This is a genomic window from Halomonas sp. ISL-56 (genome assembly GCF_018612805.1).
Lineage (GTDB): Bacteria > Pseudomonadota > Gammaproteobacteria > Pseudomonadales > Halomonadaceae > Vreelandella.
The window spans coordinates 43,437-69,672 of sequence record NZ_JAGGRO010000028.1 but is presented as its reverse complement, the minus strand read 5'-3'; the positions used below and the strand labels follow the sequence as shown (position 1 = coordinate 69,672).

Genomic DNA, 26,236 nt, shown 5'->3' with positions numbered 1-26,236 from the left:
ATAAACAACTGAAATTATTGAATATAAGTCGCTTATACACAGAAATTGTCCACACTAGTAGTTACAACATTTACAGAACTTCTCTTATTTTATATTTATGTTGTTATTAATAGAGGCTGTTTAGAAATTGTGGGTGTGGAAAAACCTGACGGTTACCCACAGGGGGTTTATACTTGCCGCCTCATTGATCTAAGGTGACCGCGTCTTAAACCGACTGCGCTGGTCACATCATCCGTGCCGATGGGCACAAGACGAGGTGTCTCTTGAATTACCCCGACCGCTTTGACGTGATTGTCATCGGCGGTGGCCATGCGGGAACTGAAGCCGCATTGGCCTCTGCTCGCATGGGCTGTCAGACCCTGCTGCTCACCCACAACATCGAAACCCTGGGCCAAATGTCGTGTAATCCCGCGATTGGTGGCATTGGCAAAAGCCATTTGGTCAAGGAAATTGATGCGTTGGGCGGCGCCATGGGGCTTGCCACGGATTTAGGTGGCATCCAGTTTCGTGTGCTCAATGCCAGCAAAGGGCCTGCGGTTCGGGCCACCCGTGCCCAGGCTGACCGTATCCGCTATAAATCCGCTATCCGCGGAATGCTGGAAAACCAGCCCAACTTGACGATTTTTCAACAGGCCGCTGGCGATCTGATTGTGGATAACGACACCGTCCGCGGAGTCGTCACGGAAACCGGCATTCGTTTTCATGCCGACAGCGTTGTGCTGTGTACTGGCACGTTTTTGGGTGGCGTGATTCATATTGGTCTGGATCAAAGCAAAGGTGGTCGCGCCGGTGATCCGCCTTCCAATGCGCTGGCCGAACGACTACGCGCACTGCCGTTTCGTGTTGATCGTCTGAAAACCGGCACACCACCTCGGATTGATGCTAAAACGGTGGATTTTTCTCAGCTGGAAGAGCAAGCCGGCGATAGCCCGACGCCAGTGATGTCCTACTTGGGATCACGGGAAATGCACCCGCAGCAGGTAAGCTGCCACATTGCTCACACTAATCAGCAGACTCACGACCTGATTCTGGCGAACCTCGACCGCTCGCCGATGTACTCTGGCGTGATCGAAGGGATTGGGCCGCGCTATTGCCCGTCAATCGAAGACAAGGTTCATCGCTTTGCCGATAAATCCAGCCATCAGGTGTTTATCGAACCCGAAGGTTTAGATACCTACGAACTGTATCCCAACGGTATTTCGACCTCGCTACCGTTTGACGTGCAAATTCAGGTGGTGCGCTCCATCAAAGGCTTGGAAAACGCCCATATCACCCGGCCTGGCTATGCCATTGAGTACGACTTTTTTGATCCACGAGACTTAAAACACTCGCTGGAAACTAAATTTATCCACAACCTGTTCTTTGCGGGTCAAATCAACGGCACCACCGGCTACGAAGAGGCCGGTGCCCAAGGGTTGCTGGCAGGCTTAAATGCCGCTCGCCGTGCGCAAGAGATGGACGCCTGGTATCCCCGTCGCGATGAAGCCTATCTCGGTGTACTGGTCGACGACCTGATTACCATGGGTACAAAAGAGCCTTACCGCATGTTTACTTCCCGTGCGGAGTACCGCTTGCTACTACGGGAAGACAATGCTGATCTGCGTTTGACTGAAACCGGCCGTAAGCTGGGTCTGGTTAACGACACCCGCTGGGCTGCGTTTAGTCAAAAACGCGAAGCCATTGAGCAGGAAACCGCACGGCTAAGCACTCTTTGGGTTCAACCCGGCAGCCCTGCTGCTGAAAAAGTAGCGGAAAAAACCGGCGCTCCGCTGGCGCGGGAATATTGCTTGAGTGATCTGCTTAAACGCCCTGAACTGACCTACAGCGATTTAGCCAATCTGCCCGATATTGAAGGCACTCTCGTGACCGACCCTGCCGTCGCCGAGCAAGTGCAGATCCAAGCTAAATATCAAGGCTATATCGATCGCCAGCAACATGAGATCGATAAGCTCAAACGCCACGAAGCCACGCCGCTGCCTGCAGAGTTGGACTATTTAAAAGTGGAAGGCTTGTCTAACGAGATTCGCCAAAAGCTGGCCGAAGCGCGGCCGGAAACCCTTGCCCATGCGGCACGTATTTCCGGCGTCACTCCGGCGGCTATCTCTATTTTGTTGGTGCACCTGAAAAAGCGCCGCTTGGTAGCAGCGGCAGAGGTCGTTAACGGATGAGTTCGCTGAACCCCTTGTTGAAAACGCTGCCTGCAAGCGTCGCCCCACGGCTTGATCAAGGACTTGGTCAGTTGGCTATCAGCGTTGACGACCATCAGCGAGAACAGTTGCTAGGCTTGTTAGCGCTATTGCACAAGTGGAACCGGGCTTATAACCTCACAGCGGTACGCGATGTGGATGACATGGTATCGCGTCACGTGCTGGATAGCGCCGCAGTGCTGCCCTATGTACATGGGCCGCGGCTGCTGGATGTGGGCGCAGGCCCTGGGTTACCGGGCATAGTGTTGGCCATATTAGCCCCCCAGCTTGATGTGACGCTACTGGATAGCAATGGCAAAAAGGTGCGCTTTCAGCGCCAGGCGGTCATGGAGCTAGGGCTTGAAAACGTCACCCCAGTACAGGCGAGGGTGGAACAGTTTGAGGCCCCCGCTTTCGATCAGGTGATTTCCCGGGCGTTTGCCAGCTTGGTTGATTTTGTCACCTTGACCCGCCAGCTACCCAGTGCCGACGGCCAGTGGTTAGCCATGAAAGGTCCGGGGGCAGATGATGAACTGCGCGATCTTCCATCCGGCGTATGTCTGCATGAGCGTCACCTGCTGGAAGTCCCTTTTGAAGCGGCTCAGCGGCAGCTGCTGATCTTAAATATCGAAAGCTGAATGTTGAAAGCTAAATGTTGATTCTGACCCCCAGAAGGAGTTGAGTACGTGAGCCAGATCATTGCCCTGACCAACCAAAAAGGCGGCGTGGGCAAGACCACCTCGGCCGTTAACCTGGCGGCCAGTCTCGCTGCGCTCGACCGTCGCGTACTGCTGGTGGATCTTGACCCCCAAGGCCATGCCAGCATGGGCAGTGGCATCGACAAATATGAGCTAGATAAAAGCGTGCTTGATGTTCTATTGGGCGAAGCAACAGCCGCTGAGACAATTGTTAAAAAACTGGCAGTCAAGTATGACGTTCTGCCGGGTAACGGCGATCTCACCGCCGCCGAAGTCGAGCTTTTAGGTCGCGATAAAAGCGAGAGCTGCCTAACCACCGCGCTTGCAACGGTTTCAGACAACTACGACGTAGTATTGATCGACTGCCCACCCTCTTTGAATATGTTGACCGTCAATGCGCTAACGGCTTCCGATAGCGTGCTGATCCCTCTTCAGTGTGAATTTTACGCGCTTGAGGGGTTATCGGCACTGCTCGATACGGTTGAACAAATTAAGCAAAATGTGAACCCTGATCTGGCGATTGCCGGTATTCTGCGCACCATGTACGACAAGCGCACCAGCCTAACCCGGGAAGTGGATAAGCAGTTGCGTGACTATTTTGGCGATATGCTGTTGAAAACCACCATTCCGCGCAACGTAAAAGTTGCTGAAGCGCCGAGCCACGGGTTACCCGTTACGCAATATGCTCGGTTTTCCCGGGGTAGTCAGGCCTATCGTGTATTGGCCAAAGAGATAATTCGTCGCCTGGCGCTATAAAATGAGGAAAAGCGAATGACGCGTAAACCCGCGCTGGGACGTGGCCTGGATGCCCTGATTGGTGCCGGTGCCCGTCGCCGTGACAGCTTAGAACTTGCCGGTAGTGGCGCCCCTTTGGAGCTTAATGACGCTGCGCGTGCCGCTGCCGACGAAGTGACGGAAGATCGCCTTGAACGCCTGCCGTTAGGGCAATTAACTCGCGGTAAGTATCAGCCGCGCCGGGATATTCAGCCCGAAGCGCTAGAAGAACTGGCGGATTCCATTCGTGCCCAGGGCGTGATGCAGCCCATTGTCGTGCGTCCCATCGGCGTCGACCGCTACGAAATTATTGCCGGTGAACGTCGCTGGCGGGCAGCCCAACTTGCCGAGCTTGACGTTATCCCGGCAGTGATCCGTGAAGTTAGCGATGAAGTCGCCTTGGCACTGGCGCTAATCGAAAATATTCAGCGCGAAAACCTCAACGCCATCGAAGAAGCCATGGCGCTCAAACGGCTGGGCGAAGAGTTTGAGCTTACCCAGCAGCAGATAGCTGACGCGGTAGGTAAATCGCGTACCCAGGTCGCTAATCTGTTGCGCCTGCTGGCGCTAGATCCGGAAGTGCAGACCCTGCTCGAACGCGGCGATCTTGATATGGGCCACGCACGGGCGCTGTTAACGCTCAACAGCACCCAGCAGCGGCAGGTGGCTCATGAGGTGGTCAACAATGACATGACGGTGCGGGCCACCGAAGCACTGGTGAAAAAAGTCCAAACCAGCCAAACGCCAATCAAAACGCCTAGCCGGCAGAGCAAGCAGCCCGATGTCGCTAAGCTTGAAACCCATCTCGGCGAACTGCTCGGTGCGCCTGTCTCCATTGACCATGGTCAAAAAGGCAAAGGTAAATTAACGATACGTTATACCAGCCTTGAAGAGTTGGACGGTATCTTAAACCATATTAAATAGCAGGCTATTCAATATCGCGTAAGAAGCAGTCATGTTTTCCCTCTTTGGTCGCAATTAGGCCCTTTAACGGGCAAAATCGGTGCGAGTTCGGTTGAAGGTGTGATAGCGCTTCCCTATAATCGCGCAAGATTTGTGCAGGTTGCCTTGGTTTGTAGAGATATTAGCTTGTCGAAGTATTAGCTTTTCGAGTAATGGGTTTTCACTAGTGAGGCTGGGTATTTTTCCTAAGAGCTATGCAGCGATACGAAACCCAGCGGCGAAAAACCTATATCATTCGACTGACGGCCGCACAGCTGATAATTACGCTGGTAGGGATGTTTGCAGCCTACCTAGCCGCAGACGTTGAAGGCATGTCATCGGTTTTTAAAGGAGCGTTGGTAGCCTTGTTGCCGCACGCCTTTTTTATTCAGCGAATGGGGTTTTTTCACGCTAAGCGCCGAACACGAGGGGCTATGCACTTGTTTCGCGCTGAAGCAGGTAAGTTTGGTTTGACGGTGGCACTGTTTGTCGCAGTGTTTGTAGCAGCGCCCCCCTCAAACCCCGCTTTATTTTTTTATGCTTACGTCGCGGTTGTTCTAACGCATTGGCTCACGCCTTGGCTGATGCCTAGAGATCGCACAACTAATTGAGGTGACATGTCCATGGCCGCAGGAAACGAAGTCTCTTCGACTTACTATATCCAGCACCACTTGCAGAACCTGACCTTTGGCAACCACCCAGAGAATGGCTGGTCGCTGGCACACTCTGCTGAAGAGGCCCGTGAAATGGGCTTTTGGGCCATTCACTTAGACACTATGGGCTGGTCTATTGCCATGGGGTTGCTATTTATCTGGGTTTTCCGCAAAGCCGGTAAAATGGCGACTACCGGAGTACCCGGCGGGTTACAAAATGCGGTAGAGATGGTTGTCGAGTTTATTGAGAACCTTACTCGCGCTACCTTCCATGGTAAAAATCCGATGATTGCGCCATTAGCGTTGACGCTGTTTGTGTGGATTTTGCTGATGAACACGCTGAAAATCATCCCAGTGGACTATTTCCCAGTATTGTTCGCCAAACTTGGCGTCGATTATATGAAGATTGTCCCGACCACTGACCCCAATGCCACACTCGGTATGGCACTGGGTGTGTTTTGTTTGATTATTTATTACAGCATTAAGGTGAAAGGTGCAGGCGGTTTTGCCAGAGAGCTATCATTGACGCCGTTCAATCACTGGGCGCTGATTCCTTTCAACCTAGTACTCGAAATCATTGGCTTGCTCGTAAAGCCGCTAGGTCTCGGCCTACGTCTTTTCGGCAACATGTTTGCCGGTGAAGTGATCTTTATTCTGATCGCCCTGCTGCCGTTCTGGGCTATCTGGCTATTGGATGTGCCGTGGGCCATCTTCCACATCTTGGTGGTCACTCTGCAGGCCTTCATTTTTACAACGCTGTCGGTTGTCTATCTGAGCGCTGCACACGAACACCATTAACCTAGCAATAACGTTTTCATTAACCCTCAACCCTTAACCAAAACTTAAACTCAGGAGCTTCATCATGGAAATGGTTTATCTTTCAGCTGCCATCATCATCGGTCTGGGCGCACTGGCTACCGGCATTGGCTTCGCTCTTTTGGGCGGCAAACTGCTTGAGTCAACTGCACGTCAGCCTGAACTGGGTGACCAACTGCAAACCAAAACCTTCATCATGGCCGGTCTGCTCGACGCCGTTCCGATGATCGGTGTTGGTATTGCGATGTACCTGATTTTCGTTGTTGCCGGTTAATGACAGCTAAGCCGAGCGCTAAGCGCTCGGTTTTGTTTCACTCCGGTCGCCACGAACTTGTCAGAGGTACATTCCTGTGAATATCAACATGACGCTAATCGGGCAGACGATCGCCTTCGCGATCTTTGTCTGGTTTTGCATAAAGTATGTGTGGCCTCCGATCAGCAACGCGCTTCATGAGCGTCAGAAGAAAATTGCTGATGGCTTGGACGCAGCCAGCCGTGCTAACCGTGATCTTGAGCTTGCTCAAGAACGCGCTGAGCAGACGCTGCGTGAAAGCAAGGAGCAAGCTTCGCAAATTCTTGAGCAGGCCAACAAACGCTCTGCCCAGATGATTGAAGAAGCCCGCGAGCAAGCCCGTGCCGAAGGCGAACGCCTAGTAGCCAGCGCACGTTCAGAGATCGAGCAAGAAGTGAACCGTGCAAAAGACGAGCTTCGCGCCCAGGTCTCTTATCTCGCTGTTATGGGTGCCGAGCGTGTTCTTGAAGCTTCGGTCGACGAACAAGCCCATCGCAAGTTACTTGATGAGCTTGCTGCTGAACTGTAAGGAGGTGAATTATGGCGGAATTACTGACCGTCGCTCGTCCTTACGCTAAGGCAGCGTTTGAATACGCGCGTGATCATGAGGCGCTTGATAGCTGGTCACAGGCGCTGGGCTTTTTAAGCTTAGCGGTCGCTGACAGCGATGTTCGTCGTTTGCTGGGCAGTCCAAAACTTGAGAACGCGCAAAAAGTATCGCTGTTGGCCGATATGACACCCGGCGAGCAAGACGATGCTTTACAGCGTTTTTTAGATGTTTTGGCAGACCAAGGTCGTTTGATGTCACTTTCATCAATCGCTGTGCAGTTTGAGCACCTACGTGCCGAACACGAGCAGCGTGTTGAAGTGAACGTCACCTCTGCTTACAAATTAGATAGTAAGCAGAAGACCAAGCTAGCGAACGCGCTCAAGAAACGTCTGAATCGCGAAATCTCCATTACTACTCAGGTGGACAAGTCGCTTATCGGCGGTGTCATCCTGCGTGCTGGCGACACCGTCATTGACGGGTCAGTACGTGGTCGATTGAACCGCCTTTCCGAAGCGCTAACCGCTTGAGTCTGAGGGACATGGCATGCAGCAACTGAATCCTTCCGAGATCAGCGACATCATCAAGCAGCGAATTGAGAAGCTTGACGTCGCATCCGAAGCCCGTAATCAGGGCACCATCGTCACTGTTTCCGACGGTATCGTGAAAATTCACGGCCTCGAAGACGCGATGTTTGGTGAAATGATTGAATTTCCCAACAGCATTTTTGGCATGGTGCTTAACCTGGAGCGTGACTCCGTAGGTGCCGTAGTGCTGGGTGACTACCTGCAGCTTGAAGAGGGCATGACCGCCAAATGTACCGGTCGTATTCTCGAAGTGCCGGTAGGCCCTGAGCTGATTGGTCGCGTGGTCGATGCGCTGGGTAACCCCATCGATGGTAAAGGCGAGATTAACGCTAAAATGACCGACGCCGTTGAAAAAGTGGCGCCGGGCGTTATTACCCGTCAATCCGTTGATGAGCCAATCCAAACCGGTCTGAAGTCGATCGATGCCATGGTGCCGATCGGCCGTGGTCAGCGTGAGCTGATCATCGGTGACCGTCAGATTGGTAAGTCCGCCATTGCTATTGATGCGATCATCAACCAGAAAGGCAAAGGCGTGACCTGTGTCTACGTTGCCATTGGTCAGAAGCAGTCGACCATTGCCAACGTGGTGCGCAAGCTCGAAGAGCACGGCGCCATGGAGCACACTATCGTCGTCGCCGCTGGCGCTGCCGATCCGGCGCCGATGCAGTTCCTGGCTGCCTACTCTGGCTGTACCATGGGCGAATACTTCCGCGACCGCGGCGAGAACGCGCTAATCGTATATGACGATCTCTCCAAGCAGGCCGTCGCCTACCGCCAGGTATCGCTACTGCTACGCCGTCCGCCAGGCCGTGAAGCCTATCCTGGTGACGTGTTCTATCTCCACTCGCGTCTACTTGAGCGTGCTGCACGGGTTAACGTCGACTACGTTGAGAAGTTCACCAACGGCGAAGTGAAAGGCAAAACGGGGTCTTTAACCGCACTGCCGATCATCGAAACCCAGGGTGGCGACGTTTCTGCGTTCGTTCCGACCAACGTGATCTCGATCACTGACGGTCAGATCTTCCTGGAAACCAACCTGTTTAACTCCGGTATTCGTCCGGCAATTAACGCCGGTCTATCGGTTTCTCGTGTCGGTGGTTCGGCGCAGACCAAAATCATCAAAAAGCTTGGTGGTAGTGTCCGTCTGGCGCTGGCCCAGTACCGTGAACTGGCGGCGTTCTCGCAGTTTGCGTCTGATCTTGACGAAGCGACGCGTAAGCAGCTTGAGCACGGTCAGCGTGTCACCGAGCTGATGAAACAGAACCAGTACTCGCCGATGTCGATCGCGGAAATGGCGCTGTCGCTGTATGCCGCCAACGAAGGCTACCTGGATGATGTTGAAGTAGACAAAGTGTTGGACTTTGAGCGTGCGTTGCACGACTACATGAGGTCTGAACACGGTGATCTGCTCGACAAGATCAACCAGAGCGGCGACTACAACGGTGAGATTCAAGACAGCTTGAAGTCGGGTCTCGAGAAGTTCAAGGCGACTCAGAGCTGGTAATGTCTGGCCCGCCTGCGGGCGGGTTTGCATGCTTTCTGAGAGCCACGAACGAAGGGTAGATCGCTATGGCAGCTGCAAAAGAGATACGCACCCAGATCGGGAGCATTAAAAATACGCAGAAGATCACCAGCGCCATGGAAATGGTGGCTGCATCTAAAATGCGTAAAGCGCAAGATCTGATGAGAGCTAGTCAGCCTTACGCTAAGCAGATCCGTAATGTGGTCGGCCACATTGCCGACGCCAACCCCGAGTACAAGCACGACTATATGGTCGAGCGTAGCGAGGTTAAGCGTGTTGGCTACATCGTGGTCTCCACGGACCGTGGTTTGTGCGGTGGCTTGAACCATAACCTCTTCAAAGCCTTACTTAAACAGGCCAGTGAGTGGAAAAAGCAGGGTGCAGAGCAGGATTTTTGCGCTCTGGGCGCCAAGGCCAGCACCTTTTTCCGTAACTACGGTGGCAATTTGGTGGCGGCGAAGAGTGGTTTAGGTGAAGCCCCGACCGTTGAGGGGTTGATTGGCAGTATTAAGGTCATGCTTGAAGCGTACGATGAAGGACGTCTCGACCGGCTTTACGTGGTGCACAACGAGTTTGTGAACACCATGACGCAAAAGCCAGTGGTTCGTCAGCTTCTTCCACTGTCGCCTGATATGGGCGCAGACGCTGAGCAAGACGACGAAAACGCCCGTCCCGGAAGCTGGGACTACCTGTATGAACCGGATGCCAAGGCGTTGCTTGATAGCCTGTTGGTTCGTTTCATCGAATCACAGGTGTATCAGGCGGTAGTGGAAAACGGCGCTTGTGAACAAGCTGCCCGAATGATCGCTATGAAAAGTGCCACTGACAACGCAGGCGGCCTAATCGACGATCTGGAGATGGTCTACAACAAGGCCCGTCAGGCCGCCATCACCCAGGAAATTTCTGAGATCGTCGGCGGCGCTGCTGCCGTATAACGCCTAGGGAACTGCCTCTTTTAAGCGGTTCCCGGCAGACAGGTTTCATTTGCAGGTTTTAGAGAGGAACCAAGATGAGCGGACGTATCGTACAAATCATCGGCGCGGTGATTGACGTAGAGTTTCCGCGGGACTCTGTGCCCAAGGTCTACGACGCGCTGAAGGTCTCCGATGTTGAGACCATCCTCGAAGTCCAGCAGCAGCTGGGCGACGGCGTGGTGCGCACCATCGCCATGGGCTCCACTGAGGGCTTGAAACGTGGCATGGACACGACCAGCACAGGTGCCGCGATTTCCGTACCGGTAGGTAAGGAAACGCTAGGCCGTATTATGAACGTACTCGGCGAGCCGATTGATGAAGCGGGGCCGATCGGCGAGCAAGAGCGTATGCCGATCCACCGCAAAGCACCGGGCTATGCCGACCAAGCGGCGTCTAACGAACTGCTTGAAACCGGCATTAAGGTTATCGACTTGGTCTGCCCGTTTGCCAAGGGCGGTAAAGTCGGCCTGTTCGGCGGCGCCGGTGTTGGTAAAACCGTTAACATGATGGAGCTTATCCGCAACATCGCCACCGAGCACAGCGGCTACTCTGTATTCGCCGGTGTAGGTGAGCGTACGCGTGAGGGTAACGACTTCTATCACGAAATGACTGAATCCAACGTTATCGATAAGGTATCGCTGGTTTACGGTCAGATGAACGAGCCCCCGGGTAACCGTTTGCGCGTTGCGTTGACTGGCCTGACCATCGCAGAGAAATTCCGTGATGAAGGCCGCGACGTGCTGTTGTTCGTTGATAACATCTATCGCTACACCCTGGCCGGTACTGAGGTATCTGCGCTGTTGGGTCGTATGCCGTCTGCGGTAGGTTATCAGCCGACGCTGGCTGAAGAGATGGGCGTTCTACAGGAACGTATCACCTCGACTAAAACGGGCTCTATCACGTCTGTTCAGGCCGTTTACGTCCCTGCGGATGACTTGACCGATCCGTCGCCGGCAACCACCTTCTCGCATCTTGATGCGACCGTGGTACTGGCGCGTTCTATCGCCGAACTGGGTATTTATCCTGCGATCGATCCGCTGGATTCCACCTCGCGTCAGCTAGATCCGCTGGTCGTCGGTGAAGAGCACTACGCCACTGCTCGCGGTGTGCAGAACGTTCTTCAGCGCTACAAAGAGCTTAAGGATATTATCGCTATCCTGGGTATGGATGAGCTGTCTGACGAAGACAAGCTGGCCGTTTCCCGGGCGCGTAAAATCCAGCGCTTCTTGTCGCAGCCGTTCTTTGTGGCCGAAGTATTTACCGGTTCACCAGGCAAGTATGTCTCACTGAAAGACACGATCAGTGGCTTCCAGGGCATTCTAGCTGGCGAATACGACGATATGCCGGAACAGGCCTTCTACATGGTCGGCTCCATCGACGAAGCCGTCGAGAAAGCCAACCAGATGAAGAAGTAATCCCGTCCATTAGGGGGATTCGCTATGGCGAATAGCTTTACTTGCAATATCGTCAGCGCTGAAGCATCCATTTTCTCAGGTACTGTTGAGCAGGTGATTGCTTCCGGGATGATGGGTGACCTGGGTATTCTACCCGGTCACGCTCCGCTGCTGACCGAGCTTCAGCCGGGTCCGGTTCGCGTGATTTTTGATGATGGCAAGGAAGAGAACTTCTTTGTCTCGGGCGGTTTCATGGAAGTCCAGCCGGATGTGGTGACGATACTCGCCGACGCTGCATCGCGTGCCAGTGACCTCAACGAAGCCGCTGCAGAAGAAGCGCGTCAGCAGGCGCTGAAAGCCTTTAATGAGAAGTCATCGGAGCTCGATTATACTCGCGCTGCCGCTGAACTTGCCGAAGCCGTTGCACAGCTGCGAACGATTCAGCAGCTGCGTAAAAAGGCGGGTAAAGGCTAATACCCACGCGTTTGGCGTGTGTCCAACGCCCCTTAAACCCGTATTAGGGTTTAAGGGGCGTTTTTTTGTTTGGCAGTATGCTAGTAAGTAGTTGGAATTAAGCCGTATATGGAATTAAGTCGGCAGCACGACGTATGTAAGCGTGAAGGGGAGAGCCATGGCACTGAATGATGAAAGCCTGCAAGAATTAAAAGCCGAACTGCTCGACGAGCTGGCCAAGGAAGTGCCGAGTAAATCGGTGCTCTCTTTGCGTTTGGCCGAAACCCGCTCAGCGGATATCGGTGAAGTGCTCGAAGAGATGATTGAAGATGACGAAGAGCTGCCTGCGGCGCTCTTGCTGTTGGATATCCTGTCTGCCGAACGTGCTGCTAACGTGTTGGGTTATTTGCCCGGTGAGAGCCAGCTTGAGGTGGTCGGACAACTGGATGACAGCCAGGTACTGAAGCTGTTGGAAGAGATGAGTTCGGACGAACGTGCCGACCTGTTTAATCTGCTCAGTGAAGACCGCCGAGAGGCGCTATTGCGGCGCATGGCCCACCGCGAGCGTGAAGCTCTCAAGCGGTTAGCAAGCTACGAAGAGGGCACCGCAGGCGCCATCATGACCTCTGACTATGTCTCCATAGCCAGTGGCATGACGGTGTCGCAAGCAATGATGCGGGTGCGTCAAACCGCCCCGGATGCGGAAACGGTCTACCAACTGTATATCCTGGATAGCGATGGGCAACTGATCGGCACCATGTCGCTGCGCCAACTGATGGTGGCGCGCCCTGGTGCCATTGTCGATGACATTATGATCAAAGATGTTATCAGCACCGGGGTCGATAAACCTCAGGAGGATGTCGCGCGTATAGTGGCGAAGTACGACCTTTTAGCCCTGCCGGTGATCGATGCCGATGACCGTATGGTGGGTATTGTGACCCACGATGATGCCATGGACGTAGCCGAATCCGAGGCCACCGAGGATTTCCATAAAGGGATGTCGATTGGCCAGCTAGAAGATGGCGTTAGCCGTGTGAAACTCTGGAGCCTCTACCGTAAGCGGGTGTTTTGGCTGGTTCTGCTGGTCTTCGCCAACCTGTTTTCAGGCGCTGGGATTGCCTACTTTGAAGAGACCATTGCTGCCCAGGTGGCCCTGGTGTTCTTTTTACCGCTGCTGATCGGCAGTGGCGGTAACGCCGGTGCTCAGGCCGCCACACTGATGGTGCGCGGTATGGCGACCGGCGACGTAGGCGTTAAAGATTGGGGTAAACTACTCGGCCGCGAGCTTCTGGTGGCGGGCTCGCTGGGTATTACCATGGCGATTGCGGTAACGCCGATTGGCATCATGCGCGGTGGCGAGGCGCTGGCCATGGTGGTCGCCTTTAGCATGGTGGTTATTGTGCTGTTCGGCAGCCTGCTGGGGATGTGTCTGCCGTTTGTGCTGGAACGCTTTAAGGTTGACCCGGCAACTGCGTCGGCACCGCTGGTGACCACGCTGATTGATGCTTCTGGGGTAGTGATTTACTTCAGTATCGCCACACTCATGCTGTCCGGATTGTAATAACTTTAGATTGTAATAACTTTAGATTGTAAGCTAGCGGTTAAACCTAGTGTATCGAAACTAGTTTATCGAAACTAACGCATCGAACCTAGCGCATCGAACTGCTGGCGGCGCGGGTAATAAACAGCACTTCTACATGACCGAGCCACTCAATATCGCTAGCCAGCGCTTTTAGCTGGCTGGCGAGGCACTGGGGCGGTTGATGCACCGCGTCATCGATGATCAGCGATACTGATACCTTATCGTCCAGGTAGTGCAACTGAAGCTCGTTTAGCGTGCGCCACACCGGGTGCTTATACCAGCGCGCATCCAGGGCGGCCTCCACTTCAGGGCGCAGCGGTAGGCCGGGAAGGCGGCTGGGGTCGCCCGCACCGGCGTCGTCTTCGGGGTCAACGTGGAAGATCACATCGGTCAGCGCGGGGAATTCATGGCGTAGGCGACGGCTCACTTCGTTGCCGATTTCGTGGGCTTCCGAGACGGTAATTTTTGGCCCCACCACCACGTGCAGATCGACCATCACCCAGCCCGCCGACTGGCGGGTGCGCAGGTCGTGCACGCTATCCACACCCGGCACGCTGCAGGCAACGTCGTGCATCTGATTTTGTACATCCACCGGTAGCGCAGTATCCACCAGCTCCCGCGCCGACTCCCACAGCAAGTCCAAACCAACCTTGCCGACCAATAAGCCCACGATGATGGCGGCCACGGCGTCCAGCCAACCCAAACCAAACTGGGCGCCCACCAATGCCACTAGAACCACGGCGGTGGATAGCGCATCGCTGCGCGAGTGCCAGGCGTTGGCTTCGAGTAATTTAGACTTTACCCGCTTGGCGACCCGCATGGTGTAGCGAAAAATCCACTCTTTGCTAAACAGTGCAATCACGGTAATAACGATCGCCACCGCGCCAGGAGCGTTAACGTCGGCCCCGCTAAACAGGCGATCCAGGCTCGACCAGGCAATCGCGCCAGCCACGAAAATCAGCACGCTACCGAGTAGCAGCGTGGTCAGCGTTTCGATTCGGCCGTGGCCGTAGTGGTGGTCTTTATCGGGTTCTTGACGCCCATAGTGAATGGCCGCCAGTACAAAGCCGTCGGTGACTAAATCAGACAGGGAGTGAATGCCATCGGCGATTAATGCCGCTGAGCCGACCATAAAGCCGATCGTGACTTTGACGATGCTCAACAGGCCATCCAACCACGCACCTATGTAGGTGACACGCTTAGCTTCCTGGCTAAGTCGCGCTTGGTCGTGAACCACTGGCGTTTCGATGGTCTGAGTCATGGCTACCTTGCAGGGACGCACGCATTCAATAGTCGCCTATTGTAGCGCACTCCTTATATCCTCTATAGCCTCCACTGCGTTCAAACTGTGAAACGGCTTTTTGAGAGTCAGTGGCGGATAGCGTCAGTAAAAGTGTGTCAGTAAAAGCGTGTCAGTAAAAGCGTGTCAGTAAAAGCAGTGGCGGACAACGAATAAGCGGATGTGTATCCTTAAGCGCCATTGCAAACCATCAAATTGTTTCTATTACACAGGATGTTTTTATGGATTGGCTCCAGGTGGTGGTGTTAGCGATTGTTCAGGGAGTTTCAGAATTTTTACCCGTTTCGAGCTCTGCCCATCTGATTTTGGTGCCCGTTCTGACAGATTGGCAAGATCAAGGCTTAGCCTTTGATGTGGCACTGCATTTAGGCAGCCTCTCCGCAGTTATCCTCTATTTCAGGCACGAAATTTGGCAAATGATCACCAGCAGCCTGGCTGCCATCGGTGGGAAGGGCATCAACGATGATGCGCGGCTCGCCTTTTGGGTAACGCTGGCGACCATCCCCGTGGGGGTTGTTGGCTTGCTGCTGCACGATGTTATTTCTGACTATATGCGTTCTACATTGATTATCGGCGTTAGCTTAATTGGTTTCGGTTTATTGTTGGGCTACGCCGACTGGCGCAAACGGGGAACGCGTAGCGAATACCAACTGCGATTAAAGGATGTGCTGATTATTGGTGGTGCTCAAGCATTGGCGCTGATTCCCGGCACGTCGCGCTCGGGGATTACCATTACGGCGGCGCTCATGGTCGGGATGAGTCGAGAAGGGGCTGCGCGCTTCTCTTTCTTGCTATCGATTCCAGTGATTGTGTTAGCCGGTGGACTGGAAGCCATAGGCCTTGTTAATGCGTCGCAGTCGGTCGACTGGGCCGCGATGCTAGTGGGTACTCTACTTTCAGGGGTAAGCGCGTATTTGTGTATCCACTACTTTCTGGTGATTATAAAAAAATTGGGAATGCAGCCCTTTGTGATTTACCGCGTGCTGTTCGGCGCCTGGTTGCTGTGGTTCTTTCATTTTTAAGCACTTCACTTTTAGGGCTTTAAGTTTAGGTAAGGCAATGATGAAAAAAATGAAACAGAAACTGGGTGGCGAACAGAATCTGGCTGTTGAACGCAGTACAAGGTGGCGACGTGGATTGACCGTGATGGGCGTTTTACTGGGCTTAGTGATAGCCATGGCTGGCTGCTCAGAGAGTGATCGTCCGCTGGAACCTCCGGTACGCTTTGAGGGTAATATTTTTGGCACCTTCTATCAGGTGACCATTATGGATCCGCTTACACAAGGCGAGTCCCTTGAGCTGGAAGCGGGTTTTAAAGCAGAACTGGAGAGCGTTGACCAGGCGATGTCCACCTACCGGGATGATTCAGAGCTGATCGCGTTTAATGAAGCCCCGTTAGGGGAGTGGCAGCCGCTCTCCAATGAACTTATTGAAGTGTTGGCGATCAGCCAGTCAGTGGCTGAAGCCAGTCACGGTGCCTTTGATATTACCGTGGGCGACCTGGTTAATTTATGGAGTTTTGGCCCTGGTGCAAGGCCTGAAGAGGTGCCCGCCGATGATGTTCTGGCCGAGCAGCTTGCTGAGGTAGGCTTTGATGCGGTGGAGGTCGATACGCAAAATATGCAGGCACGACGTATCCGCGATGTGTTTGTCGACCTGTCTGGCGTCGCGAAAGGCCATGCCACTGATAGGGTGGCCGCTTACCTTAATCAGCAGGGCATAGAGCACTACTTGGTGAATTTAGGCGGTGACCTAATTGCTCGTGGAGTGCGTGATGAAGAGGAACAGACACCGTGGCGAATTGGCATTGAGGTGCCCGAGGATGGTGAGCAGCGAGCCCAGCATATCATTCCGCTAGAGAGTATGTCGGTGGCTACCTCCGGCGATTACCGCAACTATTTTGAAGTCGACGGCCAGCGCTTCTCTCACACCATTGATCCACGTTCGGGGCGGCCAGTCACCCACCAGCTTGCATCGGTGTCGGTGTTCCATCCATCCAATGCTTGGGCGGATGCCTGGGCGACAGCGCTACTGGTGGTGGGCGAATCGGACGCTATACAGATGGCCCTCGAGAACAATCTCAAGGTACTCCTGTTGGTGCGCGACGGTGAGCAGTGGCGCAGCATTGCAAGCCCTGAATTTGTTAACTATTTCGGTGAAGCACTGGTCAATGAATTGGGCATTGAATCATTTTCAATCTCTCCATCACCAGCCCCCGAGGCAGTGCCCGCCATCCAACCGGTAACAGGTGAATAACATGCAAGAACTGGATATTGTCATTCTCGCCGCGGGTAAAGGCACACGGATGCATTCGCAAATTCCTAAGGTGCTTCACCCCTTGGCAGGCAAGCCTATGGTGCAGCATGTGCTGGATACAGCTTCTGGGTTGCAGCCTGACAGAACCCATGTGGTGATTGGTCATGGCGCTGACCAGCTGCGCGAAGCGCTGACAGACAATGCCGTGCAGTTTGCCGTCCAGGCCGAGCAGAAGGGCACTGGGCACGCGGTGGCTCAAGCGCTTGAGCAGTTGGGGAGCGGCAAGGTGTTAGTCCTTTACGGTGACGTTCCCTTGCTGCAGCGGGAATCGCTGAGCGAACTATTAGCCTATGTGGATGAGCAGCACATGGGGCTATTAACGGTAACGCTAGCTGACCCCACTGGCTATGGGCGGATCGAGCGCAATGAGGCGGGCGATGCCGTGGCGATTGTTGAGCAAAAAGATGCCAGCAGTGCCCAGCTTGCTATCACCGAATGCAATACCGGCATTATGGCCATGACCAGCGCCCAGCTAAAACGCTGGTTACCGCAACTTTCCGCTGAGAACGCGCAGGGCGAGTACTACTTGACCGATGTGATCGCCATGGCTGCAGATGAGGGCATCAAAGTTTGCACTGTCCAACCGGCCACCACCGTTGAAGTGGAAGGCGTCAACAACCGGGCACAAATGGCTCGCTTGGAGCGTTTTTATCAGCGCCAATTGGCCGATAAGTTAATGGCGCAGGGGGTGGCCCTTGCTGACCCTGAACGTCTCGATGTGCGTGGGCGCCTGACCTGCGGCCACGATGTGTTTATTGATGTGGGCTGCGTGTTTGAAGGCGACGTTGAGCTAGGCGAAGGCGTGCGGGTTGGCCCTTACTGCGTGATTAAAAACAGCACTATTGGTGCCCAGAGCGTGGTAGATACCCATAGCGTGATAGAACGCACCGTGGCTGCGGGCCTCAACCAGATTGGCCCCTTTGCCCGGTTACGCCCCGGCACGCGGCTAGCGGTAAAAGCCAAAGTGGGCAATTTTGTCGAAACCAAAAACGCCGATGTGGGTGAGGGCAGCAAGATTAATCACCTAAGCTACGTTGGGGATGCACGCTTAGGACGGGATGTGAATGTGGGAGCAGGCACCATTACCTGTAACTACGACGGGGCTAATAAGCACCATACTGAGATTGGTGATAATGCCTTTATTGGCTCGAATTCTGCGCTGGTGGCGCCTGTCACCATAGGCAAAGGCGCCACTGTCGGGGCAGGTTCCACGATTGCCAAAGATGTCACCGATTACGCCCTGGCAGTCACCCGTAGTCGCCAGCTAGAAAAAATTGACTGGTTGCGCCCTTGCAAGCACGAAGAGCCATAGTGCTGATAGCAAGCGCTTAAAGTAAGTTTTTAAAATCGCTCTAAAGCAGTTCTAAAAGAGTTTTTAAAAGAGCTCTTAAAAGAGTCCTTAAAATAGCCCTAAGCATCATTAAAAAGCCGTATTTATATTCGCAGGCGGTTGATTTACCGTTCTGCGGATTGGTAGAACTTTTGTAAGGGCTCTGGTTAATAACCTAGGAGAGTAGCTATGTGTGGCATTGTGGCCGCCGTTGCCCAGCGCAACGTCCAAGAAATTTTATTAGAAGGACTGAGGCGCCTGGAGTATCGCGGCTACGATTCGGCCGGTATGACAGTGTTCAGTGACGGCGTATTAACTCGCCACCGGGCGCTTGGTAAAGTCGCGGCGCTGGCTGCACAGCTGGAGGCCTCGGCACTACCGGGTTTGTCGGGGATCGCCCACACTCGCTGGGCCACTCACGGTAAACCCTCTGAGGCCAATGCCCATCCGCATCATAGCAGTGATCAGATTGCCGTTGTTCATAACGGTATTATTGAGAACTACGAACACATAAAAGATAGCCTGCAGCGTAACGGTTACTCGTTCAGCTCCGAAACCGATACTGAAGTGATTGCTCACTTACTCGCTGAGAAGCTGAAAGATGGATTCAGCCTGTTTGCTGCTACCCAGCAGATCGTAAACGGTTTAGGCGGTGCTTACGCGTTGGGTGTGATGAGCGCCAAGGAGCCGGGTGTGGTGGTCGGTGCTCGCCAAGGCAGCCCGCTGGTAGTCGGTGTAGGTATCAACGAAGCCTTTTTAGCTTCTGACCCGCTGGCGCTACTGCCGGTGACCGATCGCTTTATTTACCTTGAAGAGGGCGATTTGGTTGAGCTTCGCGAGCAGGGCACCATTCGCATTGTGGATCGCGACGGTAACGACGTAAAGCGTCCTATTCATACCTTTGAGCACGGCGATGGCGCGGCTAGTAAGGGCGAATATCGTCACTATATGCTTAAGGAAATCTTTGAGCAGCCAACGGTTATCGAGGCAGCATTAGAGGGTCGGCTGAGCGCCCAAAGCGTGTTGGTCGAAAGTTTTGGCCCGGATGCCCAGGCGCTTTTCCAGCGTACTCGCCATGTGCATATTATTGCCTGCGGCACCAGCTATCATGCAGGGCTAGTGGCGCGATACTGGCTAGAGCGTTACGCAGGCGTACCGGTGCAGGTCGAGATTGCTTCTGAATATCGCTACCGCCATCCGGTGGTGCCTGAAGGTACGCTGTTTATCAGCCTCTCACAGTCCGGCGAGACCGCCGATACACTGGCCGCGCTACGCTTCGCTAAAACCCTCAACTATGTAGGCTCGCTGGCGATCTGTAACGTGCCGGGTAGTTCGCTGGTGCGTGAGTCGGATATTACCCTTATGACCCGCGCAGGCCCTGAAATTGGTGTCGCCTCGACCAAAGCCTTTACCACCCAGCTGGTAGCGCTAATGCTGCTAACGCTTTCAGTGAGTAAAGCCAAAGATCAGGCTGAATACCCGGATATTATCGCTGCGCTGCGCTCGCTGCCCGAGGTGTGCCAGCAGGTGCTGGCGCTGGATAGCCAAATTGAAGCGCTTTCCCAGGCGTTTGCTGAAAAACATCACGCGCTGTTTCTGGGGCGCGGTGCCCACTACCCGATTGCCCTGGAAGGCGCACTTAAGCTCAAAGAGATCTCCTATATCCATGCCGAGGCTTACCCCGCCGGGGAGTTAAAGCATGGCCCGCTGGCGCTGGTGGACAGCGAAATGCCAGTGGTTTCGGTCGCCCCCAACGATGACCTGCTGGAAAAGCTTAAATCCAACCTTCAGGAAGTCCGCGCCCGCGGCGGCCAGCTGTTTGTGTTTGCCGATGAGAGTGTGGGGATCGACGCCCAGGAAGATATTCGTGTACTGACCCTGCCCCACGTCCACGAAGCGCTGGCGCCGCTGCTGTATACCCTGCCGTTACAGCTGTTGAGTTACCACGTGGCGGTCTTAAAAGGCACCGATGTCGACCAACCTCGCAACCTAGCCAAAAGTGTCACGGTGGAGTGATTGAGGCGTCAGACTTTCGTTTTAGTTAAACCCATAAAAATGCTTTACAAGATGCGGCGATAAGTCGCATCTTATGCGCAACCGTTGCGTTGCAGCATGTGGTTAGGGTGCTTATGATCGTGGCGGTCTTCCCTCCCTTCTGATTGGATAACATTGCTATGAAACCACCAAACGTCCTCGTAACCCGGCATTATGCCAGCCGGGTCGCTTGGCTGTTGCTCGCCTGCTGTCTGTTTGTTTTTCCTTCCCTCTCTTATGCCGCCGCCGGGCCCCTTGATCTTACTCTTTCGCTTGCCGGTATCTCTTCTGTCGTGATCTTCGTGCTCGCCTACGCGTTGGTGATGAGTGAAGAGCTACTGCATATGCGTAAGTCTAAGCCGGTACTGGTCGCGGCGGGGCTTATCTGGGGGCTAGTGGCTTGGGTTTATGTACAAGCGGGGATGCCGGAAGAGGCGGAAACCGCCTTCCGTGAAACGCTGCTTGAGTACGCCGAACTACTGCTGTTTTTGCTGGTCGCGATGACCTATATCAACGCCATGGAGGAGCGTCGGGTATTTGATGCGCTGCGTTCCTGGCTGGTGCGTAAAGGTTTCAGCTACCGCACGCTATTCTGGATTACCGGTGTGATGGCCTTCGGTATTTCGGCGATCGCCAACAATATGACCACCGCCATGCTGATGTGTGCTGTGGTACTCAAAGTGGCCGAAGGTGACAATAAGTTTATCGGCCTTTGCTGCGTGAACGTGGTGGTCGCCTCTAACGCGGGTGGTGCCTTCAGTCCGTTTGGCGATATCACCACATTAATGGTGTGGCAGGCAGGGCAAGTGCCGTTCGAAGGTTTCTTCGCGCTGCTGCTTCCTGCAGTGGTTAATTTTATGGTGCCTGCGGTCATCATGAACTTCTTTATCGTCAATCGTCAGCCTGCCTCGCTTAAAGAGAATGTCTGGCTCAAGCGTGGCGCGCGGCGCATTATCGTGCTGTTTTTAATCACCGTGGCCATCTCGGTACTGTGTCACTCAGTTCTCTATTTACCGCCTGCCATGGGCATGATGTTTGGTTTGGGCCTGTTGCAGTTCTTTGGCTACTACCTGCGCCGCAGCCTGCCACGTTCGCTTGAACGCAAGCGCGAGCGCTACTCCCGCCGGGGTGACTGGAAGAAGCTGGAGCAGCTTGGCAGCGTCGTTCCCTTTGATATTTTTAGCCGTATCGCGCGCTCCGAGTGGGACACGCTGCTGTTCTTCTATGGGGTAGTCATGTGCGTAGGTGGCCTTGGCTTTATGGGCTATCTCAGCCTGCTTTCCGAAACGCTCTACGGCAGTTGGAACCCGGTGTGGGCGAACGTGGTACTGGGGCTTATCTCGGCCGTCGTCGATAACATCCCGGTGATGTTTGCGGTGCTTTCTATGGCCCCGGATATGAGCGAGGGGAACTGGCTGTTGATTACCCTTACCGCCGGTGTGGGGGGTAGTTTGCTTTCCATGGGCTCCGCTGCGGGGGTTGCCCTTATGGGCCAGGCACGCGGCATCTATACCTTTGCCGTTCACCTGCGCTGGGTGCCGGCCATTTTGTTGGGCTATGCTGCCAGCATTGCGACGCATCTTTGGATTAACGCCGGTTTATTCTAGACAGCGTTAGGTGCGTTAAAACCTAAAACGCCCTTCACCGAGGAATCGGTGAAGGGCGTTTTGCTTTATGCATCCGGCAGTTAAAGGCGATTAACTTAAAACGGTCAGCGATGAAGTGTTATAGGTCGTGGCCGGTAATGACCTGGCAAATCTCCGCGAAGCTCTTCGCTCTGGGCACTGGGTTAATCTCTTTATCCACTGCACTCTGTATATCGCTGGCCGAAATAATGCCGCGAATTCTAAGTTCATGGTGATCATTTTGCTCGGTGATTAACAGGTGTTGCTCGGTAAACGCTTCCATCGACATCACCAAGTCCTCAATTGTCAGCGAGGCCAGTTGGGCGACGGGCATGGCGCTGAGCTTGTGCCACGGGGTCATAATCATTTCCGCCGTTATATCTTCACGCGAGAGATTGCGCTGCTGCATGGCTAAATTAATACGCCGGGTGCCAATCATCTCTTTTGAGGTAATAATGCCGACACAGTGCGCTTGGTGATCCATGACGAATAGCAGTCTAACACCGCTATAACGCATCTTATGATGAGCCTCATCGATAGGGGTATCGGCATCAACCGATTGAGGCGCTACTTGGGAAAAATCGGTCAGCACGGTCATGGCAGGGCTGGTGGGCAGTAGCCGACGCGCTGCTGGGATAGCGAGTAGTGGCGCTGAGTTCAGTTGAATTAAGGGTTTATGTGAAAAGGTGACTTGGTTCATCAGGGGAACCTCCATGTGGAGAAAAGGGCGAGCCGTTGGTATCTGGCTCACCATGCATCTCCACAGTTGCACGCAATTCTTATCGCAATCTTAAGAGAGTCATAAAACGCCGCTTAGTACACAAAGAAAGTGTTATTCCTCTTTCGGGCGCTGCAGAGAAATACGTACGCGCAATCCCCCGCGAGGAGCGTCATCAAGCTGTAGGGATCCGCCGTGACGCGTGACCAGTCGCTCAACAATGGAAAGTCCTAACCCTGATCCTGCGCTGGGGCCAGCACGCTGAAAACGCTCAACCACTTTTTTGCGTTCATTGATCGGTATGCCTGGGCCCTGGTCATCCACCATTAACTGGAAGCCTTGTGATGTCATCGCTAGAGAGATGCTGATCTCACTTTGATTAGGCGAGTGCTGGATGGCATTACCGACCAAATTCTGTACTAGAGTTTCAATGGCGCCCGGTTCTTCTAGCATTAACCAATCCGCCTGTTCATCCGCGTTTATCAACAGCTGCTGCTCGCGTTCAGCGGCCAGTGGCGAAAGTTTGGCCAAGGTTTCTCGCACTTCACTAAGCAAGTGGCTAGTACGGTACTCGGGCTGGGACTCCTCTTCAGGCTCCAGGCGAGCCAGCGTTAATAGCTGGGTGACCAAACGCGTGGCTCGTGCAACGCCTCCGCGCAGGTGGTTGAGTGCCTCTTGGCGATCTTCGAGGTTATCGGCAGTCAAGGCGTTCTGAGCGTGTAGATCAAGAACCGCTAAGGGCGTGCGTAGCTCATGGGCGGCATCGGCAATAAAGCGCTTTTCGCGCACACGCATTATGCGGATTCGCTTTAACAGCCGATTAAGCGCTCCGGCGATAGTGTCTAACTCATGAGGCAGGGGGCTAAGCGTTAAGGGCTGCAAATTATGCGGATCACGGCTGCGAATTTGCTCAGCCATGCGCGATAGCGGTGCTAATCCCCAGCCGATAGACCACCACAGCAGAGCGGTCAGTAGTGGCAGGCCAATGAGGTCGGGCATCAATGTGCGTAGTGCAACCGCTCTTATGATATCGCCGCGAACGTCCTCACGCTCGCTAACGACAATTCGCTGAGTGGAATGGGTGACTTCAAGTACATAAATGCGCCATTCGACTTCATCAATAGAGCGACTAATGAAGCCTGAGGGGAGACTCTCCAGAGGTGGTTCGGGGGCATTGGCCGAGCGTAGCAGGAGGTGGCCCTCTTCCCAGAGTTGGAAGCCCAACTGACTATCCGCACGGTATCCCGCAAAGCGGCGATCAGACCTCGCCGTACCCCCAAGGGCATTTTCCAGACTACTGAGCAGCACGCCGCGTGTCTCATCCGGCAGAGGGGCTTGCAGTAGGCCTGCTAATAAACGCGCGTCTTGCTCAAGACTGGCATCGTACAACGCTTCAATTTCATGGGCAGCGTAGCGATAGCTGATAAAGCCAATCACCAGCATGCTAATGCCAAACACCAGCAGCGCTAGCCCAAGTGTGCGTTGGCGAATAGAGGTCATGGGTGCTGATCCTTATCCGCTTTATCCATTACGTAACCAATGCCGCGCAGCGTGCGAATCAGGTGAGGAAAAAATTTGCGCCGTAGGTGGTGCACATGGACTTCAATGGCATTGCTTTCTACGTCTTCATCCCAGCCATAGACCAAGCGCGTTAGCGTATCGCGGGTGAATACTCGCCCAGGGTGGCTCATAAACTCTTGCAGCAGGGTGAGCTCGCGGCGTGATAATGCCACGAGTTTCCCCTGATAACTCACCTGCATGGTCAAAGGGTCAAGGCGGATTCCACGGCACTCCAAGGCACTGTTGACTTGATCACTACTACGCCGCAACAAGGCACGGAGGCGGGCTTTTAATTCAGCGACTTCAAACGGCTTGGTTAAATAATCATCGGCACCCGCATCTAACCCCGCGATGCGTTCGTCAACAGCATCCCGGGCGGTTAACACCAAAATAGGCACGCGATTGCCTTGCCGCCGAACGGCTTCGAGTACCTGCATGCCATCCATGCGTGGCAGCCCCAGGTCGAGAATGACTACGTCAAAGGGTTCGCCTTCCTTTAATGCAGCCAGAGCGGTAATACCATCGCTAAGGTGATCCACCGTGAAGTGCTCGGGCTTTAACGCCAAGCGAATGCCCGAGGCTAAACTTGGGTCGTCTTCTACCAACAATATACGCATGGCGGGTTGATTACTCCTTCAGAACGATTCCTTCAAAACAATTCCTTCAAAACGATTTCTTCAAGACGATTTCTTCAAGATAATCGCCATCATGAAAACATGAAATAAGCCCTGATAAGGGTGGCGTATAAAGGCTTAGGAAGTCAGGATAAGGCTATAAATTGTAGGCTAATAACGTAGCACGCTTTATTACTCCTTCGGAGCTCTACATTTGATTGATCAGCCATGACGTCTCAGCATCCTTCAAGCACCCCAAAGGTAATGCCTTGCCCACCCGATAAGCGACGCGAGGCGCTGCTGCAGCTTGCTGCCGCCCATAACCCTAAGCTTCAAGCCGCTCTGAGCGCTGCAGTAAAGGCAATGTACAATCAGCCAGATGCCGAGTGGGAAGGGCTATGGGTAACGCTTGAGGCGGGCCAGCTAACGGCTGCTATCTGGGTGCAACGCCTGCCCATGAACATGGCGCAGCTGTGGCTGCCAAAGACGGGGTTACCAAAGACAGGGTTACCAAAGACAGAGTTACCGAAAGCTGGTGTGTCGAGAGCAGGGGGAGAGGCCGCCGATTTGTTGTTAGATAGGGCTCGTCAGTGGGTGAAAACGCAGAATATTCGCCTGTGTCACCTGGAGCTTTCTTGCGAAGACGCCGACACGGAAGGGTTGTTGCTTAAACACGCTATGCAGCGGTTAGTCTGCTTGGCGTATTTAACCGGTAGCAGTGACCGCCGCTTAGCGATGAATGAAGCGGTGCCGCTGTCACTGCAGCCATTTGGCGGGCTTTCTCAAGCGGATCAGCTGAGCCTATTGGCCGCAGTAGGGCAGGATTCGCTGGATAGCCGTCCTCTGCGCGACGTACTCTCGGTTAAAGAGTTGTTAGCTGGGTTTTATCAGCAGGTTCCCCAAGCGCCTCAGCACTGGTACGCCGTTGGTTATCAAGGTGCCGTTGTAGGCGTGTTACTGCTTGCGCCGCGCCCGGCGCTTGGCCGCTGGGAGCTAATGTTAATGGGACTTACACCGGATTGGCGCGGCAGAGGCTTGGGTCGTTCGCTGTTAAATAAAGCCCTGGAGCTTGCCCAACAGGCCGGCGTTCAGGAAATGGTGCTGGGCGTTGATGAGGTTAACTTACCGGCTAAGCGGCTCTACCAGCAGGCCGGTTTTGTGCGCTATGCACAGCAACGTTTATTAGCGTGGAAAGGTGGTGGTGAGAAGGACGAAGCGCCAAAATAAGGCGTAGATAGTACCTATGGATCACGTAAGCGCGCTTAGTAGCATTTTCTTGTGCTTTGCGTTGCCGTTATACTGGTTCTATAAGCGTGTCT

At 54.0% G+C, this 26,236-nt stretch carries 24 protein-coding genes; 20 read left to right on the top strand and 4 right to left on the bottom strand.

The genetic code is table 11. The features are described 5' to 3' along the window. The first annotated feature begins 263 nt into the window (after window positions 1-263). The 14 genes from mnmG (at window position 264) to mgtE (ending at window position 13,399) form a co-directional block, all read left to right on the top strand. Window positions 264-2,168, top strand: a complete 1,905-nt coding sequence (mnmG, locus tag J7J49_RS20570; RefSeq protein WP_215095322.1) for a tRNA uridine-5-carboxymethylaminomethyl(34) synthesis enzyme MnmG — start codon at window positions 264-266, stop codon at window positions 2,166-2,168. After that, window positions 2,165-2,824: a 16S rRNA (guanine(527)-N(7))-methyltransferase RsmG gene (gene rsmG / locus J7J49_RS20565; protein WP_215095319.1), complete on the top strand. Its 660-nt coding sequence runs from the start codon at window positions 2,165-2,167 to the stop codon at window positions 2,822-2,824. The genes mnmG and rsmG overlap by 4 nt, the downstream gene beginning before the upstream one ends. 48 nt (window positions 2,825-2,872) lie before the next feature. Then, a complete protein-coding gene (locus J7J49_RS20560; protein ID WP_064232401.1) occupies window positions 2,873-3,640 on the top strand; it encodes a ParA family protein in 768 nt (255 codons plus the stop codon). 15 nt (window positions 3,641-3,655) lie between these two features. Further along, a complete protein-coding gene (locus J7J49_RS20555) occupies window positions 3,656-4,582 on the top strand; it encodes a ParB/RepB/Spo0J family partition protein (RefSeq protein WP_215095318.1) in 927 nt (308 codons plus the stop codon). A 233-nt stretch (window positions 4,583-4,815) separates the two neighbouring features. Further along, window positions 4,816-5,211: an ATP synthase subunit I gene (locus tag J7J49_RS20550; RefSeq protein ID WP_064232399.1), complete on the top strand. Its 396-nt coding sequence runs from the start codon at window positions 4,816-4,818 to the stop codon at window positions 5,209-5,211. Between the two features lie 12 nt (window positions 5,212-5,223). Further along, on the top strand, window positions 5,224-6,051 hold the full coding sequence (gene atpB / locus J7J49_RS20545; protein WP_215095316.1) for a F0F1 ATP synthase subunit A: 828 nt from the start codon (window positions 5,224-5,226) through the stop codon (window positions 6,049-6,051). Between the two features lie 64 nt (window positions 6,052-6,115). Next, complete coding sequence (gene atpE, locus J7J49_RS20540; RefSeq protein WP_007112217.1) at window positions 6,116-6,343, top strand: F0F1 ATP synthase subunit C; 228 nt, start codon at window positions 6,116-6,118, stop codon at window positions 6,341-6,343. Window positions 6,344-6,419: 76 nt separating this feature from the next. After that, the gene (locus J7J49_RS20535) at window positions 6,420-6,890 is read left to right on the top strand and encodes a F0F1 ATP synthase subunit B (protein ID WP_064232398.1); all 471 of its coding nucleotides are present in this window, start codon (window positions 6,420-6,422) and stop codon (window positions 6,888-6,890) included. Between the two features lie 11 nt (window positions 6,891-6,901). Continuing rightward, on the top strand, window positions 6,902-7,438 hold the full coding sequence (locus J7J49_RS20530) for a F0F1 ATP synthase subunit delta (RefSeq protein WP_007112219.1): 537 nt from the start codon (window positions 6,902-6,904) through the stop codon (window positions 7,436-7,438). Between the two features lie 16 nt (window positions 7,439-7,454). Further along, the gene (gene atpA, locus J7J49_RS20525; protein ID WP_064232396.1) at window positions 7,455-8,999 is read left to right on the top strand and encodes a F0F1 ATP synthase subunit alpha; all 1,545 of its coding nucleotides are present in this window, start codon (window positions 7,455-7,457) and stop codon (window positions 8,997-8,999) included. A gap of 65 nt (window positions 9,000-9,064) precedes the next feature. Next, window positions 9,065-9,952: a F0F1 ATP synthase subunit gamma gene (gene atpG, locus J7J49_RS20520; RefSeq protein ID WP_064232395.1), complete on the top strand. Its 888-nt coding sequence runs from the start codon at window positions 9,065-9,067 to the stop codon at window positions 9,950-9,952. 74 nt (window positions 9,953-10,026) lie between these two features. Then, window positions 10,027-11,406 (top strand): F0F1 ATP synthase subunit beta, encoded by a 1,380-nt coding sequence (gene atpD / locus J7J49_RS20515; protein ID WP_007112222.1) that lies wholly within the window; start codon window positions 10,027-10,029, stop codon window positions 11,404-11,406. 24 nt (window positions 11,407-11,430) lie between these two features. Next, entirely contained in the window at window positions 11,431-11,859 is a 429-nt protein-coding gene (locus J7J49_RS20510) for a F0F1 ATP synthase subunit epsilon (RefSeq protein ID WP_215095308.1), read from the top strand. Between the two features lie 157 nt (window positions 11,860-12,016). Next, window positions 12,017-13,399: a magnesium transporter gene (gene mgtE / locus J7J49_RS20505; protein WP_215095306.1), complete on the top strand. Its 1,383-nt coding sequence runs from the start codon at window positions 12,017-12,019 to the stop codon at window positions 13,397-13,399. A gap of 88 nt (window positions 13,400-13,487) precedes the next feature. On the opposite strand, the gene J7J49_RS20500 is transcribed toward mgtE, so the two are convergent. Further along, window positions 13,488-14,681 carry a cation diffusion facilitator family transporter gene (locus J7J49_RS20500; protein ID WP_064232392.1) on the bottom strand — a complete coding sequence of 398 codons (1,194 nt, stop codon included), beginning with the start codon at window positions 14,679-14,681 and terminating at the stop codon, window positions 13,488-13,490. A gap of 260 nt (window positions 14,682-14,941) precedes the next feature. On the opposite strand from J7J49_RS20500, the gene J7J49_RS20495 reads away from it, so the two are divergent. The 5 genes from J7J49_RS20495 to nhaD all read left to right on the top strand — a co-directional run bounded on the left by J7J49_RS20495 (window position 14,942) and on the right by nhaD (window position 22,007). Continuing rightward, on the top strand, window positions 14,942-15,742 hold the full coding sequence (locus J7J49_RS20495; protein WP_215095304.1) for an undecaprenyl-diphosphate phosphatase: 801 nt from the start codon (window positions 14,942-14,944) through the stop codon (window positions 15,740-15,742). A gap of 124 nt (window positions 15,743-15,866) precedes the next feature. Beyond that, entirely contained in the window at window positions 15,867-16,976 is a 1,110-nt protein-coding gene (locus J7J49_RS20490; RefSeq protein WP_215095330.1) for an FAD:protein FMN transferase, read from the top strand. Between the two features lies 1 nt (window position 16,977). Then, complete coding sequence (gene glmU, locus J7J49_RS20485; protein ID WP_064232389.1) at window positions 16,978-18,348, top strand: bifunctional UDP-N-acetylglucosamine diphosphorylase/glucosamine-1-phosphate N-acetyltransferase GlmU; 1,371 nt, start codon at window positions 16,978-16,980, stop codon at window positions 18,346-18,348. 207 nt (window positions 18,349-18,555) lie between these two features. Next, window positions 18,556-20,382, top strand: a complete 1,827-nt coding sequence (gene glmS / locus J7J49_RS20480; protein WP_215095302.1) for a glutamine--fructose-6-phosphate transaminase (isomerizing) — start codon at window positions 18,556-18,558, stop codon at window positions 20,380-20,382. Window positions 20,383-20,540: 158 nt separating this feature from the next. Then, window positions 20,541-22,007, top strand: coding sequence for a sodium:proton antiporter NhaD (nhaD, locus tag J7J49_RS20475; protein ID WP_215095300.1), 1,467 nt, complete (start codon window positions 20,541-20,543; stop codon window positions 22,005-22,007). Window positions 22,008-22,125: 118 nt separating this feature from the next. Here nhaD and J7J49_RS20470 read toward each other — a convergent pair whose 3' ends face one another. The 3 genes from J7J49_RS20470 to J7J49_RS20460 all read right to left on the bottom strand — a co-directional run bounded on the left by J7J49_RS20470 (window position 22,126) and on the right by J7J49_RS20460 (window position 24,920). After that, window positions 22,126-22,725, bottom strand: a complete 600-nt coding sequence (locus J7J49_RS20470; protein WP_215095298.1) for a CBS domain-containing protein — start codon at window positions 22,723-22,725, stop codon at window positions 22,126-22,128. 132 nt (window positions 22,726-22,857) lie between these two features. Beyond that, on the bottom strand, window positions 22,858-24,243 hold the full coding sequence (locus tag J7J49_RS20465; protein WP_215095296.1) for an ATP-binding protein: 1,386 nt from the start codon (window positions 24,241-24,243) through the stop codon (window positions 22,858-22,860). Next, a complete protein-coding gene (locus J7J49_RS20460; RefSeq protein WP_215095294.1) occupies window positions 24,240-24,920 on the bottom strand; it encodes a response regulator transcription factor in 681 nt (226 codons plus the stop codon). The genes J7J49_RS20465 and J7J49_RS20460 overlap by 4 nt, the downstream gene beginning before the upstream one ends. 225 nt (window positions 24,921-25,145) lie before the next feature. On the opposite strand from J7J49_RS20460, the gene J7J49_RS20455 reads away from it, so the two are divergent. Continuing rightward, the gene (locus J7J49_RS20455; protein ID WP_064232383.1) at window positions 25,146-26,144 is read left to right on the top strand and encodes a GNAT family N-acetyltransferase; all 999 of its coding nucleotides are present in this window, start codon (window positions 25,146-25,148) and stop codon (window positions 26,142-26,144) included. The last annotated feature ends 92 nt before the right edge of the window (window positions 26,145-26,236 follow it).